This is a genomic window from Nocardioides sp. cx-173, from assembly GCF_021117365.1.
In the GTDB taxonomy this organism is placed as follows: Bacteria; Actinomycetota; Actinomycetes; order Propionibacteriales; family Nocardioidaceae; genus Nocardioides.
In genome coordinates, this window is record NZ_CP088262.1 from 1,520,698 (window position 1) to 1,538,649 (window position 17,952).

Genomic DNA, 17,952 nt, shown 5'->3' on the forward strand with positions numbered 1-17,952 from the left:
ACCTCGACTGTCACAGGATTCACCGGGCACCCGGTGAATCTCCTGCCTCCGGTACGAAGCTTCGTCGGGGAGGCGCGAGTTTCACCGGGCACCCGGTGAAACTCGCGCGCGGCCCCAAGCCAGCCGCGATCACAGCAGCGAGTACGCCTTGTCCAGCACTACCCGCAGGATCTGCTCGATCTCGTCGAAGTGGCTCTGGTCGGCGATGAGGGGGGGAGCGAGCTGGACGACCGGGTCGCCGCGGTCGTCGGCGCGGCAGTAGAGGCCCTCGGCGTAGAGCTGCTTGGACACGAAGCCGAACAGCAGCCGCTCGCACTCCTCGGCGGTGAAGGTCTCCTTGGTGGCCTGGTCCTTGACGAGCTCGATGCCGTAGAAGTACCCGTCGCCCCGTACGTCGCCCACGATCGGCAGGTCCTTGAGCCGCTCGAGCGTCGCACGGAAGCCGGCCTCGTGGTCGCGCACGTGCTCGAGCACCTTCTCCTCCTCGAAGAGCTCGAGGTTGCGCAGGCCGACGGCGGTGGAGACGGGGTGGCCGCCGAAGGTGTAGCCGTGGGCGAACATCGCGCCCGGCTCCAGGAACGGCTCCATCAGACGGTCGGAGGCGATCATCGCGCCGAGCGGGGCGTAGCCCGAGGTGATGCCCTTCGCGCAGGTGATCATGTCGGGCTGGTAGCCGTAGCGCTCCGAGCCGAACATGTGGCCCAGCCGTCCGAACGCGCAGATGACCTCGTCGGAGACCAGCAGCACGTCGTACTCGTCGCAGATCTCGCGCACCCGCTGGAAGTAGCCCGGGGGCGGCGGGAAGCAGCCGCCGGCGTTCTGGACGGGCTCGAGGAAGACCGCGGCGACGGTGTCGGGGCCCTCGGCCTCGATCGCGACCGCGATCTGGTCGGCGGCCCAGCGCCCGAAGGCCTCGGGGTCGCTGCCGTCGAGGAAGCCGCCGGTGATCGCCTCGGCGCGGTAGGAGTTGGTGTTGGGCACCCGGAACGTCGAGGGCACCAGCGGCTCGAACTGCTGCTTGAGCAGTGGCAGCCCGGTGATCGACAGCGCCCCCTGCGTGGTGCCGTGGTAGGCGATGGAGCGGCTGACCACCTTGTGCTTCATCGGCCGTCCGGTGAGCTTGAAGTAGTTCTTCGCGAGCTTCCACGCGGTCTCGACCGCCTCGCCGCCGCCGCTGGTGAAGAAGACCCGGTTGAGGTCTCCGGGCGCGTACGACGCCACCTTGTCGGCGAGCTCGATGGCGCTGGGGTGGGCGTAGGACCACAGCGGCATGAAGGCCAGCTCCTGGGCCTGCTTCGCCGCGGCCTCGGCGAGCTCGGTGCGGCCGTGGCCGAGCTGGGAGACGAACAGCCCCGCGAGCGCGTCGAGGTAGCGCTTGCCGTTGCTGTCCCAGAGGTAGGCGCCCTCGCCGCGCACGATCACCGGCACGTCGGCGTCGGCGTAGGAGCCGTGCCGGGTGAAGTGCATCCACAGGTGGTCCTTGGCGGCGCGCTGCAGCTGCTCGTTGTCCATGCTCATGCGTCCATGGTGGGGGTCGCCCCGGGTGGTGGCAAGTGAATCAGGGGTGAAGCGGCCCGATTTCGACGGAATCCGTTGCGACTCCCCGCCGATGAGTCCGTGAATCCTCTAGGCTCGCGCCATGGCCGACCAGACCTTCCGCAACGTCATCAACGGCGAGCTCGTCGACAGCGCGTCGGGCGAGACCTACGACATCGTCGACCCGACCACCGGGGAGGTCTACGCGCAGGCGCCGAAGTCCGGCGCCGAGGACGTCGACCGCGCGTACGCCGCCGCGGCGGACGCGTTCCCCGGCTGGCGCGACGCCACCCCGCAGGACCGCTCCAACGCGCTGCTCAAGATCGCGACGGCGATCGAGGCGCGCGTGGAGGAGATCAACGCGGTCGAGTGCAAGGACACCGGCAAGCCGCTCGGGCTGACCATGGACGAGGAGATGCCCTACGCCTCGGACCACTTCAAGTTCTTCGCGGGCGCCGCTCGGGTCCTCGAGGGTCGCTCGGCCGGCGAGTACCTCGCCGACCACACGTCCTGGGTCCGCCGCGAGCCGGTCGGGGTCGTCGGGCAGGTGACGCCCTGGAACTACCCGCTCCTGATGATGATCTGGAAGATCGCCCCCGCGCTCGCCGGCGGCAACACCATCGTGCTCAAGCCCAGCGACACGACTCCCGCGAGCTCGACGCTGCTGGCCGAGCTCGCGCAGGAGTTCCTACCTCCCGGCGTCCTGAACGTGGTCTGCGGCGACCGCGACACCGGACGCGCGCTGGTCGAGCACCCGACCCCGCAGATGGTGGCCATCACCGGCTCGGTGCGTGCCGGCATGGAGGTCGCCGCGTCCGCGGCCACCGACCTCAAGCGGGTCCACCTCGAGCTCGGCGGCAAGGCACCCTGCATCGTCTTCGACGACGCCGACGTCGCGAAGGCCGCCGAGGGCATCGCGGGCGCCGGCCTCTTCAACGGCGGCCAGGACTGCACCGCCGCCACCCGGGTGCTGGTCGCGCCCGGCATCCACGACGAGTTCGTCGCCGCGCTGACCGAGGCGGCCAAGGGCATGCCGACCGGGATGCCCGACGCCGAGGACACCTACTACGGCCCGCTCAACAACGCCGACCAGCTCGCCCGCGTCACCGGCATGGTCGACCGCCTGCCCGACCACGCCACGCTCCAGACCGGCGGCGCCCGCCAGGGGAGCGCGGGCTACTTCTACGAGCCCACCGTCGTCTCCGGCCTGCGCCAGGACGACGAGCAGATCCAGTCCGAGATCTTCGGCCCGGTGATGACCGTCCAGAAGTTCGCCGACGAGGCCGAGGCGCTGCGCTGGGCCAACGGCGTCGAATACGGCCTCTCCTCCAGCGTCTGGACCCGTGACCACGCCCGCGCCATGCGGATGTCCAAGGGCCTGGACTTCGGCGTCGTCTGGATCAACACCCACATCCCCTTCATCTCCGAGATGCCCCACGGCGGCTTCAAGCACTCCGGCTACGGCAAGGACCTCTCGATGTACGGCCTCGAGGACTACACGCGCATCAAGCACGTGATGTCGTACATCGGTCAGGACTGACGTGCGGATCCTGCTGGTCGGCGCGGGCGGCGTCGGCGCGGCCTTCACGGCGATCGCCGCGCGGCGCGACTTCTTCGAAGCGATCGTGGTCGCCGACTACGACGAGGCCAAGGCGGCGAAGGCGGCCGCGATCGACCCTCGCTACGCCGCCGCCCGCATCGACGCCTCCGACGCGGGCTCGGTCACGGCGCTGTGCCGCGAGCACCGGATCACCCACGTGATGAACGCTGTCGACCCGGTCTTCGACATGCCGACCTTCCACGGCGCCTTCCAGGCCGGCGCCGACTACCTGGACATGGCGATGTCGCTGTCCAAGCCGCACCCCGAGTCGCCGTACGAGCGATGCGGCGTCAAACTCGGCGACGAGCAGTTCGCCGCCGCCGACACCTGGGCGCAGGCCGGGCGCCTGGCCCTGGTCGGGATGGGCGTCGAGCCCGGCCTCTCCGACGTGTTCGCGCGGTACGCCGCCGACCACCTCTTCAGCGAGATCGACGAGCTCGGCACCCGCGACGGCGCCAACCTGGTGGTCACCGACGACGACGGCAACGAGGTCTTCGCGCCGTCGTTCTCGATGTGGACCACGATCGAGGAGTGCCTCAACCCGCCCGTGGTCTGGGAGGACGGCGAGTGGCACACGACCGCGCCGTTCAGCGAGCCGGAGATCTTCGACTTCCCCGAGGGCATCGGGCCGGTCGAGTGCGTCAACGTGGAGCACGAGGAGGTGCTCCTGATGCCGCGCTGGGTCGACTGCAGGCGCGCGACCTTCAAGTACGGGCTGGGCGAGCCGTTCATCAACATCCTCAAGGTGCTGCACACCCTCGGCCTCGACAGCACCGAGAAGGTGCGCGTCAAGGCCGGCGACGGGCTCTGTGAGGTCAGCCCCCGCGACGTGGTGGCCGCCGTGCTGCCCGACCCCGCCACCGTCGGCCCGCGCATGAGGGGCAAGACCTGCGCCGGCCTGTGGGTGACCGGCAAGGACAAGCAGGGCCAGCCCCGCTCGACGTACCTGTATCACGTGGTCGACAACCAGGACACGATGCGCGACTACGGCCACCAGTGCGTGGTCTGGCAGACGGCGATCAACCCGGTCGTCGCCCTCGAGCTCCTCGCCCGCGGCACCTGGAGCGGCGCCGGAGTCCTCGGCCCGGAGGCCTTCGACGCGGTGCCGTTCCTCGACCTGCTCACCGAGTACGGCAGCCCGTGGGGGATCAAGGAGCTCTAGCTCAGCGCATCTGGTTCAGGTCGGCGGGCGAGGCGATCCCGTCGATCCGGGCGCTGTCGGACCTCTGCCAGATCCACCAGTCCCGAGAGGGGCGCGCGCCCAGGCTGCGTACCCACTGGCGGCGGTCGAGGTCGTCGGCGATCGCGTAGCGCTCCTCGAGGTCCGGGTGGAGGTAGACGACCATCCGCTTCCCGGTGCGCGCCTCGACGGTGTCGATGAACGAGCGCAGCTCGACGAGCAGCTCCTCGCGGGGCGGGCCCGGGTCGCAGTTGCCGATGAGCTCCACGTCGACGGCCGGCGGCATCGTCGTCCGATCGCCGATGACCGACAGGAAGTGCGCAGCCTGCGGGGCGCCCGGGGCGCAGAGCGTGAAGTAGTGGTAGCCGCCGGCTCGCAGGCCGGCGCGCAACGCCCGAGGCAGGCTCTCGGCGAAGCGCGGGTCGATGAAGCCGGTGCCCTCGGAGGCCTTGAGATAGGCGAAGGAGATCCCGTCGGCACGCACCCGCGGCCAATCGACGACCCCCTTGTGGTGGGAGACGTCCACCCCCAGCGTCGGACGTCGGGGGGACTCGGGGGTCGCCGTGGTCGGGGGCGGCGTGGTCGGGCTGGGCGGCGGCGGTGGCGTGGCCGACACGGTGGGCGACGGCGCCGTGCGCTCCTCGTCGGCCGGGGCGGGCCCGCCGCACCCCGCCACGAGCAGCAGGACGGCGATACCCACGAGCGACCTGCGCATGAGCCGCACCGTAGCCCGCGCTCGTCGCCTCCTCCGGATCCGGGTCCGTACCTTGGTCGCCTCCGCCAAAGCGACGCGCCGGTGGCTGCCCTACGTTGGTCCGGTGAGCTCTTCCGTACTCCTGACCGGTGGCACCGTCGTCGACCCGGAGAGCGGGTCGATGTCCGTGCAGGACGTGCTCGTCCGTGACGGCGTGGTGGCCGAGCTCGGCGACGTGACGGCGCCCGAGGGAGCAGACGTCCTCGACGTGTCCGGCCTCGTCGTCGGCCCGGGCTTCGTGGACCTGCACAGCCACGTGCACTCGGTCGCCGGCCAGCGGCTGCAGGCGTACGACGGCGTCACCACCGCCCTCGACCTGGAGGCTGGCCTGATCCCGGTCGAGCGCGGCTACGCGGAGGCCGCGGCCGCGGGACGCCCGCTGCACTACGGGTTCTCCGCGTCGTGGGGCGGGGCTCGGGCGAAGGTGCTGCTCGGTGTCGAGCCCGACGCCACGATGGCCACCGGCCTGTCGGTCCTCGGCAACCCGGGATGGCAGCGCTCGTCGACCCCGCGCGAGCTGGCCGACAGCCTGGCGCTGATGGAGCGCGAGCTCGGTGCGGGCGCGCTCGGCATCGGCATCCTCCTCGGCTACGCGCCGCGGCTCGACCCGGCCGAGTACCTCGCGGTCGCGCGCCTCGCGGCCGCCGCCGGCCGACCGACGTACACGCATGTCCGGGAGCTCGTCGAGGCCGACCCGAGCACCCCGATCGACGGCTCCGAGGAGGTCGTGCGCGCGGCCGCCGAGACCGGCGCCGCGATGCACCACTGCCACGTCAACAGCACCTCGCGCCGCCATGTCGACCGGGTGCTCGGGATGCTCGACAAGTCCCGCGCGGAGGGGTCGCGGGTCACCGTGGAGGCCTACCCGTACGGCGCCGGCTCGACGGCCATCGGCGCGGCGTTCCTCGAGCCGTCGCTGCTCGGTCGCTGGGACATCGGCCCGTCGAGCCTGGTCATGGTCGGCACCGGCGAGCGCATCCGGGACGAGCGGCGCCTGCGTGAGCTGCGCGCGGACTCGCCGGGGGAGACCTGCATCATCGAGTTCCTCGACGAGACCGACCCGGCGGACGCGGCGCTGCTCCGCCGCTCGCTCGAGCACCCCGACGCGATGGTCGCCAGCGACGCCATGCCGGTCACCTGGGACGACGGTTCCTACGACACCCGGGACTGGCCGCTGCCGCCGGGCGGCACGACGCACCCGCGCACGGCCGGAACGTTCCTGCGCGCGATCCGGATGATGGTGCGCGAGGAGGGCGCCTGGACCTGGCCGGAGGCGTTCCGCCGCTGCTCCTACCTCCCCGCCCAGGTCCTCGCCGAGACCACCGACGCCATGCACGGCAAGGGCCGCCTCGCCGTCGGCTCGGACGCCGACCTCGTCGTCCTCGACCCCGACGCCGTGACCGACCGGGCGACGTACACCGACCCCACCCGGCCCTCCGTGGGCGTCCGCCACCTGCTCGTCGCCGGCCGCCTGCTCATCCGTGACGGCGCCCTCGACACCCAGGCCTACCCCGGCCGCCCCATCCGCGCCTGAGGGCCGCGCGCCGGACGTAATCCACGCGACGGCTGTCGGTGCCGCCGCGTAGCGTCATCCCTGATGACCACGACTCTCGGCGACCGCCCCACCCTCACCCCGGCCGAGCGCCCCGCACCGGGGGTCACCGTCGACTGGCGCCGCCTGCGCGGACCGGTCGCCATCTGGGCGCTGTCGGCCTGCGCCGTGGCCGCCGTGGGCACCTCGCTGGGCTCGTTCGTCGCCGGCCTGCTCGCCGAGGACGCCTCCAGCCGGCTCATCGCCGTGCTCGCGCTCTGTGTGGTGGGTGCCGCGGTGCTCGACACGCTGGCACGCACGCTGTGGGCCGGCGTCGTCGACCGGGCCGAGGGGCGGCTGCGCGCCGACCTGCTCGACGCCGCGATGCACCAGCCGCTGTCGGCGCTGACCGAGCAGGCCGTGGGGGAGGTGCTCGACCGCGTCGACGACGACACCCACGAGGTCGGCACGCTGCTGCGCCAAGGCGCCTGGATGGCGATCCGTACGACGCTCGCCGCGGGCCCCCTGTGGATCGTGGCCGGCGTGACCTGGTGGCCGGCGTTCATCCTCTTCCCGATCACCGGGTGGGCGGCGCTGGCCGTGGTCCGCCCGATGCTGCCGGAGATCTCCCGGCGCAAGGTGATCGAGGAGGCCGCCTGGACCGACCACGCGGCCGCGCTCGAGGAGGGCATCGCCGGGCGCGACGACATGCGGGCCAGCGGCGGACAGGCCCACGTGCTGCGCCGCTGCACCGAGCTCGCCGCTCGCGTGCATGAGCTGTTCGACGCCGTGCTCCGGGTCGAGGCACGCGTGACGCGCCGCACCGGCACCATGCTCCACGCCGTCCTCGCCGCCACCGCGGTCCTCGGCGTCGCGCTGGTCACCACCGACCACCTCGACACCTCGTCGCTGGTCACGCTGTTCCTGGTGACGACGATGTTCGTCGGCCAGGTCGACCAGCTCGCCCGCCACCTGCCGGATCTTCAGGCCGGCTTCGGCGCCGTGCTCCGCCTGCGCGGGCTGCTCGGCTCCGAGCGCGAGCCCACCGACGGCGCGCCGGTCCCCACCGGGCGCCTCGACATCCACTTCTCCGACCTGCACTTCGCCTACGACGAGGGGCGGTTCGCGCTGCGCGGCGTCGAGCTCGCGGTCCCCGCCGGCACCACCTGCGCGCTCGTCGGGCGCACCGGCTCCGGCAAGTCGACGCTCGCCGCGCTGCTCTCGCGGGCGGTCGAGCCCGAGCGCGGCACGGTCCTGCTCGGCGGCGTCGACGTGCTCGACCTGGAGCTGCAGTCGCTGCGCTCCGCCGTCGGCGTCGTCACCCAGCGCACCGAGATCCTGGCCGGCACGCTCGCGGAGAACATCGCGCTCTTCGAGGACCTCCCGCGTCAGCGGATCACCGCCGCGGTGGTGGAGCTGGGTCTGGACGACTGGGTCGCCGGGCTCTCCGACGGCCTCGACACGCTGCTCGGCCCCGGCGGCACGACGCTGTCGGCGGGGGAGGAGCAGCTGGTCGCGTTCGCCCGGCTGCTCGTGCGCGACGTCAGCGTCGTCGTGCTCGACGAGGCTACGGCCCGGATGGACCCGGTCACCGAGGCCAACGTCGTCCGCGCCGCCGACCGCCTGCTCGCCGGCCGCACCGGCCTCCTGGTCGCCCACCGGCTCTCCACCACCGAGCGTGCGCAGCAGGTCGCGGTCCTCGACGGTGGCCGCGTGGTCCAGCGCGGCCCGCGCGCGCGGCTCGCCACGACGCCCGGCCCGTTCCGCTCGCTGCTGGAGGCCTCCGCCGAGGAGGACCGCGCCCTGCCGTTCGAGTCCGCCTCGAGCCAGGTCGGCACCGCGCGTCGGGTGGGGGAGCCGCCGGCGCAGCCGGTCATGGAGCCCGTCCCGAGCCTGGCCCGCGCCACCAGCTCCGCCCTGTGGATCGAGCCCCAGTGGGGCGCCCTGAGCATCGTGATCTTCCTGGCCTCCGCGCTGTGCGGCGCGTTCGGTGCCATCACCGGCTGGATCTGGGGACACCTCGTCGTCGCGCTGCAGCGCGGGGAGACCCCGACCATGCTCACGATGTACGTCGTGGTGTCGCTGATCGCCTCGCCCCTGCTGCTGGCCGAGGCCATCCGTCTCTACCCGCGCTGGTGGGTCGCGGTCATGCTCCGGGTGCGCATGGTCGTCCTCGCTGGCCAGACCGACCAGCGCCGCCTGCGCCGTACGCCGCCGGGCGAGGTCGTGGCCCGCACCATGGACGCCGACCGGCTGGCGCGCTACACCGACCGGTGGGTCGACTTCATCAACGGCCTCGCGATCGCCGCCGTGACCGCCATCCTCGCCCAGAGCTGGCTGGCCGGCGGGGTGCTGCTCGCCGTCATGGTCGCCTCCGCACTCGCCTCCTCGCTGGGCCGGCCGCTCGCCGGCCGCTCGGCCGCCGCGTCCGCCGCGGCGCGGGCGCAGTTCGGCCGCTCGCTGGTCTCGGCGCTCGACTCCGTACGCACCGTCAAGCTCGCAGCGTCCACCCCCAGCGTCCACTCCCACCTGCGCGAGGTCGACTCCGGCCGCGTCGACGCCGCCGTACGCGAGCACCGCGTCCAGGCCATGCTCGACGGGGTGCCGATCGTGATGGTCCAGTGTGGCGTCGTGGCCGCCTGGGGCGTCATGGTCGCCGGCGGCTGGGGCCTGGCCACGGCGCTGCTGGTGGCCGGCGCGGTCAACGGCTTCGACTGGTTCGGCCGGGTCGCCGGCGCGATCGTCACCGAGGCCCCCGGCACCCGCGCCTGGATGCAGACCACCAGCCGGCTCGGCGGCGGCGGCGACCTGATGCACCTGCCCGAGGGCATCGACCTGGTCCACGGCCACGCCCCGGCGCCCGTGCCCGGCCCCCGCGACCCGCTGCACACCCTCGAGCTGGTGGGCGTCTCCGCCATCCACGACGACGGCACCATCGGCGTCAGCGACGTCGACCTCACGGTCGGCTCCCGCGAGCTCGTCCTGCTGCTGGGCCAGGTCGGCTCCGGCAAGTCCAGCCTGCTCGCGACGCTGGCCGGGTTGGTCACCAGCACCGGCGAGATCCGCTGGAACGGCGTCCGCGTCGAGGACCCCGAGACCTTCCTGCGGCCCGGGCGGGTCGCCCACGTCGCCCAGGTCCCGCGGGTCCTGTCGGGCACCTTCACCGACAACGTCCGCCTCGACCACCCCGAGCGCGAGGTGCTGCCCGCCCTGGAGGCCGCTCGGATGCTGCCCGACGTCGAGGCCGCGGGGGGCCCCGACTCGCTCGTCGGTCACCGCGGCGTCCGGCTCTCCGGCGGTCAGGTCCAGCGCCTGGCCCTAGCGCGCGGCCTCGCCGCCGACACCGAACTCCTGCTCGCCGACGACGTCTCGTCCGCCCTCGACGCCGCCACCGAGATCGAGCTCTGGTCGGCCCTCCGGGCCCGTGGCGCCACGGTCATCGGCGCCACGAGCAAGCGCGCCGCGCTCGCCCAGGCCGACCGCGTCGTCGTCCTGGCCGAGGGCCGCGTCGCGGCCGTCGGGCCGTGGGCCGAGCTGGCGCCCACGTGGGGGCACCTGGCGGGGTGAGGCCGGCGCCGCCCTCCGGATACGGTGCCAGCCACCATGACCGGAGCGACGACGTACGAGGCGCCCATCGCTGTGCGTCGGGCGGTGGCATGGGAGCCCACTGGACGGACCTGGCTGGCGTTCGCCTCGGTCCCGTTGATGTGGGCCTGCTACTGGGGCGAGTCCGAGCTGGGTGATCGGGCCTTGTCGCTCGTGGTCTTCCTCGTGGGCGGCTGCCTGCTCGTGGCCACCGTCCTGCCGTTGCTGGCGACCCGCGCGGAAGGGCGCGGCCTCGCGGGCCTGGGGATCACCGGACACCGGTGGCGGTGGGCGCTGCTGGTCGCGCTCGTCTCCCTGGGCAGTCTGCCTGCTCTTCTCCAGCGCGCAGACACCGCGGGGCTCGACCCGTCCGTCCACCTGCTCTACAACCTCACGGTGCTGTGGGAGCCGCTGTTCCTCTTCGGCTGGCTGCAGCTCTCCTTCGAGCGGGCCTTCGGGTTCGCGGCCGCCCCGGTGCTCACCGCCGTCGCCTTCGGGGCCTACCACCTCGGCTCGGTGCCGGTGGGCACCGCCGCCGGGTTCGCCGCCTTCGGGCTGGCCCTGGGAGTGCTCTTCGCGCTCACGAACAACCTGCTGTCCATGTGGCCCCTGACGTGGGCGATCAGCTCCGGAATCGGCAGCATCGACGCCGGCCTGACGTTCGGCTGGGGCGCGGTGGCCGCCGGAGTCCTCGTGCTCCTCGTCCAACTGGTGTTGCTCGCGGTCTTTGCCGCGGCGTCGTCTGGCGGGGCAGGTGCCCGGTCCCGAACGCCGTACGGACGGCGGAGGAGACCCCACCGTCCGTACGACGTCACGCGCTGAGGCCTCAGCCCACCCGGACGGTCCGCACCTTCGACGTGCCGGCGGAGTGCAGTGCGGTCGGACTCAACACCACCTTGATCCGGTGGAGGCCAGTTGTGAGACCGCGGAGCCGGACGCGCACCACGTTGCCGTCACCGGCCGTCACGTAGCCGGTCGCGACGCGTCGCCCGTTGTCCCAGATGACGAGGCGACCGGTGGCCGGCGTCGTGCCCGCTCCGACCAGGCCGGTGCTGACGCGGAGGACGCGAGACCTCCCGCCTGTCGAGCGGAGCACCCGCAGTCCGACCGTCGCCTTGGCGCGGCGCACGAGGATCGTGTTGGACGCGGCCGACGGTGCGGAGGTGGTGCTCCCGGCGTACGTAACCCGGATGCGGTGGGCGCCGGGTCGCAGGGTGCGCGGGAGGGGGACCCTGGCAACGCCGTTTCGCAGCATCGCGGTGGTCGGCCGGCGAGTGCCGATCTCGACCTCGACCTCGCCGGAGGTCAGCCCGCTCACGCGGATCTTGGCCGAGGTCCTCTTGCCGTACGTCGTTGCGGCGGGCGCGGTCACGGTGGTGGTCGTCGCCTTCCGCAGCAGGGACGGCGTGGCGGCGGGCGCCGTGCGGTGACCGGTGGCGTGCTCGAAGTCGTAGGCGTAGGACAGCAGTCCGGCCTCCGAGTAGGGCATGCCCATCAGGCTCAGGCCGACGGGGAGCCCGTCTTCGTCGAAGCCGGCAGGGACGCTCACGATCGGGAAGCCGGAGAAGTTCGCCCAGGCACAGTGCGAGCCGAACTGCCGTGCGTCGGCCGAGCTCGGCGTCGGGTCGTCGGCGAGCGTGACGGGCGGGTAGGCCATCGTCGGGAAGGACAGGGCGTCGAGGTCGTTGGCCTCGTAGAGCGCCCGCATGCCGTCGGCGAAGTGCGTGCGGTTGTCCTTGGCGAGCTGGTTGCGCTCGGCGTCGGCCGGCACGTTGTCGCTGCCGGTGAGCGAGGAGACGTCCTCGGGGAGCATGCGGTCGCTCGCCGCGACCAGGTCGGCGTAGTTGATCCGGTCGGTCGGTGCCGTGCGCTCCGCGAGGCCGACGGGCCAGGTCGCCTCGGTGCGGTCGAAGTAGGCCTGGCGACCGCCGGAGCCCCACAGCCTCCGGCCGTCGTAGTACTCAGCCATCCACGCGTCGGTGATCTCGATCGGGACCACGGTCGCGCCCTGGGCCTCGAGGTCGGCCACCGCGGCGTCGGCGGTCGCGAGCACGGAGTCGCTCTCCTCGCCGATCTCGAAGTCGCCGGCGCCCAACGGGTGCACCATGTAGCCGATCCGGGCGCCCTCGAGCGAGGTGGTGCTCAGGTCGTCGACGTAGGAGGCGGGCATGCGCGCGTCGGCCCCTGCGGTCAGCTCGTCCCTGGGGTCGGTGCCGGCCAGGACGTCGAGCGTGCGGGCGGCGTCCTCGACGCTGAGGGCGAGGGGGCCGACCGAGTCGCCGATGAGGTTGTAGTCGACGCCGGTGCGGCTCACCATGCCCACGGTCGGCCGCACGCCGACCAGGTTGCTGAACGACGAGACGTCGGTGATCGACCCGCACGACTCGGTCCCGAGCCCCACGGCGCCCAGGCTGGCGGCGACCGCGGCCGCGGAGCCGCCGCTGGACCCGTTGACGTTGCGGGTCAGGTCGTAGGGGTTGTGCGAGCGCCCACGCACGGAGCTGTAGGTGTCCCACCAGGCGGCGAACTCGGCCATGTTGCTCTTGCCGAGGATGATCGCGCCGGCCTCCTCGAGTCGGCGCACCACCTCGGCGTCGTGGTGCGGCTGGTACGTCGCCAGCGCCTGGTTGCCGTGGGAGGTGGGCATGTCGGCGGTGTCGATGTTGTCCTTCACCACCACCGGCACGCCGTGCAGCGGCCCCCGGAGCGCGCCCGCCGCGCGCTCGCGGTCCAGCTCGGCCGCCTGCGCCACGGCGTCGTCGTTGAGGGTGACGAAGGCCCCCAGCCCGGCGCCGTAGGTCGTGCCGTCGTAGGCGGCGATCCGGCCGAGGTACTGCTCGACCAGCTGGACGCTGGTGATGTCACCGGCCTCCAGGGCCTCGAGGGCGCCGCTGACGCCGAGCTCCACGACGTCGACCTGCGCCGCCGGGGTGGGGTCGGCGGCTGCCGGAGCGAGCGCGGCAGTCGTGGCCAGGAGGGCGAGGGAAAGTGCGGCGACGCCGGTCGCCGCGCGGCGACGATCGGGGCGGCGTGGGGACAGGAAGGTCACGATGGGGTGGTCTCTTCTCTCTTCGTTCGGAGGGGGACGGGCCGAACGTAGAGCTGGCCGGTGCGCGCAACGTTGCCGGTGTGTTACGCCCGAGGCCACCCGAGGGCCCGGAAGTAAACAGCCGGTCCCGCGCGGTGTCAGAGCGTCGCGATGAGCCCGCCGTCGACTCGGAAGTCGCTGCCGGTGATGTTGGCGGAGCGCTCGCTGGCCAGGAAGAGGGCCAGGTCGGCCACCTCCTCCGGGAGCGTGAAGCGACCGGTGGGCGCCTGGGCCTCCTGGCGACGTACGACGTCGCTGGGCGCGTCCTGGGTGCCGGCACCCACCGTCGCAGCGACACCGTCGGCCCCCAGCCAGAGGTCGGTGCGCGCCGGGCCGGGGCTGATCGTGTTGACCCGGATCGCGGGTGCGAGCTCCTTCGACAGGGACTTGCAGAGGTTGGCGAGGGCGCCCTTCGCGGCGCTGTAGTCGATGACCCCGGGGTCGGGGAGGTAGGCGTTGACCGAGCCGATGGTGACGATGGTGGCTCCCGGACGGTCCACCATCAGGGGGATGGCGGCACGCATCGTGCGGACGGCGGCGAGGAGGTTGATGGTCAGCGTCCGGTCCCAGTCGTCGTCGGTGATGGCCAGGAAACCCTCGAGGCGCGGGCGAACGGCGCCGACGTTGTTGACCAGGATGTCGAGGCCGCCCCACTCCCTCGTGGCCGCGGCGACGAGGGCGCCGGGGCCGTCAGTGGTGGTGAGGTCGACGTTGAGCGTGCGGACGTCGGCGCGGGCCGCGAGATCGTCCAGCTCCGCGCTGCCGTTGCGGGCTCCGGCGATGACGGAGGCGCCCTGGTCGGCCAAGGCCCGGGTGATGGCCAGGCCGATGCCCTTGCTGGCTCCGGTGACGACCGCGGTGCGGCCGCGCAGGCGCAGGTCCACCGCGTCACAGTCCCTGCGTCTTGAGCCAGCTCAGGCACGAGTCGGCGACCTCGCGCCAGCCATGGTCGATGGTCAGCGAGTGGGCACGGTCGGGAAACTCGAGGATGTCGGTGACCGCGTCGCTGTGCCGGTACTGCTTGAGGGTCGCCTGGGTGACCGCCTTCGGGACGGTGTGGTCCTGGCCCCCCATGATCAGGAGCAGGGGGCCACGGCTCTGGTTGTCGGTGGCCACCTTGGCGGGGGAGTGGGGACTGAAGTTGGCGGCGGCGGCCTCGAACGGCGGTCGCCCCGGCGCCGGGATCGCCCACCTCTCGAAGAGGTCGTCGGACTCCTCGGCGGGGATGGCGTTGCCGAAGGCGAAGCGGAACTGCTCGGGGGTCAGCGAGACTGCTCGGTGCTTGTTGGCGGGGTTCTTGAAGACCGGCAAGGTCGCCTTGAGGGCAGACAGCGGCAGGGGGAGCACGCCCTTGATCTGGGCCGCGTCGATCGCGATCGCGCCGACCGCCAGGTCCTCGCCCAGAAGCCGCTGCGCGATCATCCCGCCGAAGGAGTGGCCGACCAGGATGGGCTTGGTCGGCAGGGCCTCGATGACCTTCACGTAGTGGGAGACCACGTCATCGATGCCGTGGTCGGCGATCTCCTCGGGCCGCTCTCGCGCCTCCCCGACAGTGTCCGGATCACCGGGCCATCCCGGCGCCGAGGCGTCGTACCCGGCTTGGGCGAAGCAGTCCACCCAGCCCTCCCACGAGCGCGCGTGCAGCCAAAGGCCGTGGATGAACAGGACAGGCGTGCTCGTGGACATGGCGGTTCCTCTCGAGGGCCATGGGTATACCGATCGGTCTACCCACCTCTCGTTAAGGTAGGACTGCCACCCGCACCTGGCAAGAGGCAGACCGAGTCCATTTGAGAGTCGAGACCCGTGACGACGACCCCACCAGCACCGCCAGCCAGTCCGGCCCCGCCGGCCCCTGCCGCACCCTCGGCAGGGACGCCGGCGCGCCCCTCGGCAGCCAGGGAGAGGATCCTGGTCGCCGCGGATCGGCTGTTCTACAACGAGGGCATCCATGCCGTCGGGATCCAGCGCATCATCGCGGAGTCTCGGGTCACGCGGGTCACCCTCTACCGCCACTTCCCGTCCAAGGACGACCTGATCTCGGCCTACCTCGAGCGTCGGGCGGCCTATGACCACGACCAGGTGAACGGCGTCATCGACGCCCACCCGGACGATCCCCGCCAAGCACTGGACGAGCTGGCCACCGCCCTGACCGGGGACGACTTCGGGGCGGTGCGGCGCGGATGCCCCTTCATCAACTCCTCCGCGGAGTTTCCGGCGACCCATCCCGTGCGGGTCCACGCGCTGGAGATTCGCCGCTGGGTCACCGAGCGCATCGAGGAGCTCCTGCGGCGCCTCGGGCGCCGCGACGCCCGCTCCACCGCCGAGCAGCTGATGATGGTGCGCACCGGCGCGGTCGTCTCGGCGTCACTGGACGGCAACGAGCACCTCAACCACGACTTCCTCGCCTGCTGGGGCAAGCTGATCGACGACGGCCTGCCCGGGGGGTCTCAGGCGGGGTAGGCGGCGCCCTACGCTTCCCGCGTGCCTCGCTCTACGTCGCCCGTCGTCCCCACGCTTGCCGCCCTCGCCCTGGGTCTGGCCGTGGGTGTCCTCACCTCGTTCCTCCAGGCGGTGCTGGACTTCCCCTGGCTGGCGCTGGTCAATGCCGCGAGCCCGTGGCTGACCACCGCCTTCGTGGCCGGCGCGCTTCAATCGCGGCTGCGAACGGCGTGCTGGCTCGGCATGGCGGCCACGCTGCTGCAGGTGGCCGGCTACTACGTCACCGCGGAGCTCCGTGGCTATGACGCCGGCTTCACCTACGTCGCCCTCTGGACGGTCTGCGCGGTGGTCGGCGGCCCGGTCTTCGGCGCCGCCGGCCGCGCCTGGCGCACGGCTGCCCCAGCCGGCCTCGGCATAGCCCTGCTGGTCGCCGCCTACGCCTCCGAGGCCCTCGTGGCCTACCAGCTCCGCCTCGACTACACCCCGACCGCGACCTTCTTCCTCGTCATCGCCGTCGTGCTCGCCGCGACGCTGCCACTGCACCGCCGGCAGTACGGCGGTCTGGTGCGCTGGTTGGGTCCGGCCTGCGCGGCAGGACTGGCCGGCCAGCTGGTGCTGGGACTTGTGGCCTGACCGACGTGTCTGGTCAAAGCCCCACCTGCGGAGTGTGAGCCCGCGAGGGCCTCCTGAGCATCGACCACATCGCGGTCCCCGCGACGTGGGAGGTTGGCGTCACCGAACGTCATCGAGCCTTCGTCGGCGAGACCCGCATCTCCGACCATGACGCCTATGTGGTCGAGGTGACCACAGCGCTGGAAGAACTTGCGATTCGATAGCCACTTACCGTCCACAGTTATGGGCCGTCAAGGGCGGTCGGTGTAAAATCGAACACATGTTCGACGACCTCATGCGGCAGATCGCCGAGACGCAACGCGCTCTCGCCGACTGCCCGCGCTCGCTCTCGGATGCGCAGCGAGTGCAGCTGCTCGGTGCCGCGGAGGGCCTCAAGTGCACCGCCACGGCGGCGCAGGCGACGACAACCGCGGATCTCGACGAGTCCCAGCGTGCGGCGCAGGTCGCGGCCGGGGTGCGTGCGGCGCGGGTGGGGGAGGGCATCGCCGAGCAGGTCGGCCTGGCGCGCCGGGAGTCCCCGACCAAGGGCGCGCGGCTGTTGGGTCTGGCCAAGGTGCTGCACCGCGAGATGCCCCACACCCTGGCGCTCATGCGGGCGGGCCGGCTCAACGAGTGGCGTGCCACGATCCTGGCCCGCGAGACCGCCTGCCTTTCCCTCGATGACCGGGCCGAGGTCGACCGCCGACTGTGCGGCACCGGTGCGGCCGCGACCATGAGCGACCTGCGCCTGACCCGCGCAGCGAAGAGGCTCGCGTGTGAGCTCGACCCCGCCTCGGTCGCCGAACGCGCCCGCCGCGCCGAGGCCGAGCGGCAGGTCACCATCCGCCCGGCCCCGGACACGATGTGCTGGGTCAGCGCCCTGCTCCCGGTCAAACAGGGCGTGAGCATCTACGCCACCCTCCTCGCCGCCGCGGCCGCGGCCCGCGCGAAGGGTGCTCAGCGGACGAAGGGGCAGGTCATGGCCGACACCCTCGTCGAGCGGGTCACCGGCGCCCCGGCCGATGAGCCGGTCAAGGTCGAGGTCAAGCTCGTCATGAGCGACCGCGCCCTCTTCGACGCCGCCGACGACGCCGCCCATCTGGAGGGCTACGGGCCGGTGCCGGCTCCCTGGGCTCGGGCGTTCGTCAAGGACGCGATGCGCGCCACCCGGGTCTGGATCCGACGCCTCTACACCAGCCCCTCCAGCGGCCAGCTCGTCTCGATGGACTCCCGCGCCCGTCTGGCCCCCGAGGCCCTGGCCGAGTTCGTCGCCACTCGCGACCAGGACCTGTGCCGCACCCCGTGGTGCGGAGCCCCGATCCGCCACATCGACCACATCCGGTCCTGGGAGCACGGCGGCGCCACCGCCGCGACCAACCTCCAAGGCCTCTGCGAACGCTGCAACCACGCCAAGCAGGCCCCCGGCTGGACCGCGACGCCACGCATCGCGCCCGACGGCACCCACACCGTCGAGACCACCACCCCCACCGGCCACCGACATCACTCCCGCGCACCCGACCCACCCGGCCCTGCCGATTACTTGATGCCCCTCGAGCGAGTGCCCACCAGCGTCATCGTCTGATGGCAGCAGTCCCTGGGGTCGCAGTCACGCGCGCGCGCCGATCCT

At 72.4% G+C, this 17,952-nt stretch carries 13 protein-coding genes; 8 read left to right on the plus strand and 5 right to left on the minus strand.

The window, feature by feature from the left end:
- Positions 1-129: 129 nt before the first annotated feature.
- The gene (locus tag LQ940_RS07385; RefSeq protein WP_231242352.1) at positions 130-1,518 is read right to left on the minus strand and encodes an aspartate aminotransferase family protein; all 1,389 of its coding nucleotides are present in this window, start codon (positions 1,516-1,518) and stop codon (positions 130-132) included.
- Between the two features lie 121 nt (positions 1,519-1,639).
- Between LQ940_RS07385 and LQ940_RS07390 the strand changes: the two genes are divergently transcribed.
- Positions 1,640-3,076, plus strand: coding sequence for a gamma-aminobutyraldehyde dehydrogenase (locus LQ940_RS07390; RefSeq protein WP_231242353.1), 1,437 nt, complete (start codon positions 1,640-1,642; stop codon positions 3,074-3,076).
- Between the two features lies 1 nt (position 3,077).
- On the plus strand, positions 3,078-4,298 hold the full coding sequence (locus LQ940_RS07395; RefSeq protein ID WP_231242354.1) for a saccharopine dehydrogenase family protein: 1,221 nt from the start codon (positions 3,078-3,080) through the stop codon (positions 4,296-4,298).
- Between the two features lies 1 nt (position 4,299).
- On the opposite strand, the gene LQ940_RS07400 is transcribed toward LQ940_RS07395, so the two are convergent.
- Complete coding sequence (locus LQ940_RS07400) at positions 4,300-5,031, minus strand: GH25 family lysozyme (protein WP_231242355.1); 732 nt, start codon at positions 5,029-5,031, stop codon at positions 4,300-4,302.
- Positions 5,032-5,134: 103 nt separating this feature from the next.
- Between LQ940_RS07400 and LQ940_RS07405 the strand changes: the two genes are divergently transcribed.
- The 3 genes from LQ940_RS07405 (at position 5,135) to LQ940_RS07415 (ending at position 11,008) form a co-directional block, all read left to right on the plus strand.
- Positions 5,135-6,604: an amidohydrolase family protein gene (locus LQ940_RS07405; RefSeq protein ID WP_231242356.1), complete on the plus strand. Its 1,470-nt coding sequence runs from the start codon at positions 5,135-5,137 to the stop codon at positions 6,602-6,604.
- Positions 6,605-6,667: 63 nt separating this feature from the next.
- The gene (locus tag LQ940_RS07410) at positions 6,668-10,168 is read left to right on the plus strand and encodes an ATP-binding cassette domain-containing protein (protein WP_231242357.1); all 3,501 of its coding nucleotides are present in this window, start codon (positions 6,668-6,670) and stop codon (positions 10,166-10,168) included.
- Between the two features lie 36 nt (positions 10,169-10,204).
- Entirely contained in the window at positions 10,205-11,008 is an 804-nt protein-coding gene (locus tag LQ940_RS07415) for a CPBP family glutamic-type intramembrane protease (protein ID WP_231242358.1), read from the plus strand.
- Positions 11,009-11,012: 4 nt separating this feature from the next.
- Here the strand turns inward: LQ940_RS07415 and LQ940_RS07420 are convergent, their stop codons facing one another.
- The 3 genes from LQ940_RS07420 to LQ940_RS07430 all read right to left on the minus strand — a co-directional run bounded on the left by LQ940_RS07420 (position 11,013) and on the right by LQ940_RS07430 (position 14,960).
- Positions 11,013-13,235 carry an amidase gene (locus tag LQ940_RS07420; protein WP_231242359.1) on the minus strand — a complete coding sequence of 741 codons (2,223 nt, stop codon included), beginning with the start codon at positions 13,233-13,235 and terminating at the stop codon, positions 11,013-11,015.
- 137 nt (positions 13,236-13,372) lie between these two features.
- The gene (locus LQ940_RS07425) at positions 13,373-14,158 is read right to left on the minus strand and encodes an SDR family NAD(P)-dependent oxidoreductase (protein WP_231242360.1); all 786 of its coding nucleotides are present in this window, start codon (positions 14,156-14,158) and stop codon (positions 13,373-13,375) included.
- 4 nt (positions 14,159-14,162) lie between these two features.
- Positions 14,163-14,960 (minus strand): alpha/beta hydrolase, encoded by a 798-nt coding sequence (locus LQ940_RS07430; RefSeq protein WP_231242361.1) that lies wholly within the window; start codon positions 14,958-14,960, stop codon positions 14,163-14,165.
- Between the two features lie 117 nt (positions 14,961-15,077).
- Here LQ940_RS07430 and LQ940_RS07435 point away from each other — a divergent pair, with 117 nt between their 5' ends.
- The 3 genes from LQ940_RS07435 (at position 15,078) to LQ940_RS07445 (ending at position 17,907) form a co-directional block, all read left to right on the plus strand.
- Positions 15,078-15,734: a TetR/AcrR family transcriptional regulator gene (locus LQ940_RS07435; protein ID WP_231242362.1), complete on the plus strand. Its 657-nt coding sequence runs from the start codon at positions 15,078-15,080 to the stop codon at positions 15,732-15,734.
- 21 nt (positions 15,735-15,755) lie between these two features.
- On the plus strand, positions 15,756-16,346 hold the full coding sequence (locus LQ940_RS07440; RefSeq protein ID WP_231242363.1) for a DUF6518 family protein: 591 nt from the start codon (positions 15,756-15,758) through the stop codon (positions 16,344-16,346).
- A gap of 259 nt (positions 16,347-16,605) precedes the next feature.
- The gene (locus LQ940_RS07445; RefSeq protein ID WP_231242364.1) at positions 16,606-17,907 is read left to right on the plus strand and encodes an HNH endonuclease; all 1,302 of its coding nucleotides are present in this window, start codon (positions 16,606-16,608) and stop codon (positions 17,905-17,907) included.
- Positions 17,908-17,952 lie beyond the last annotated feature (45 nt).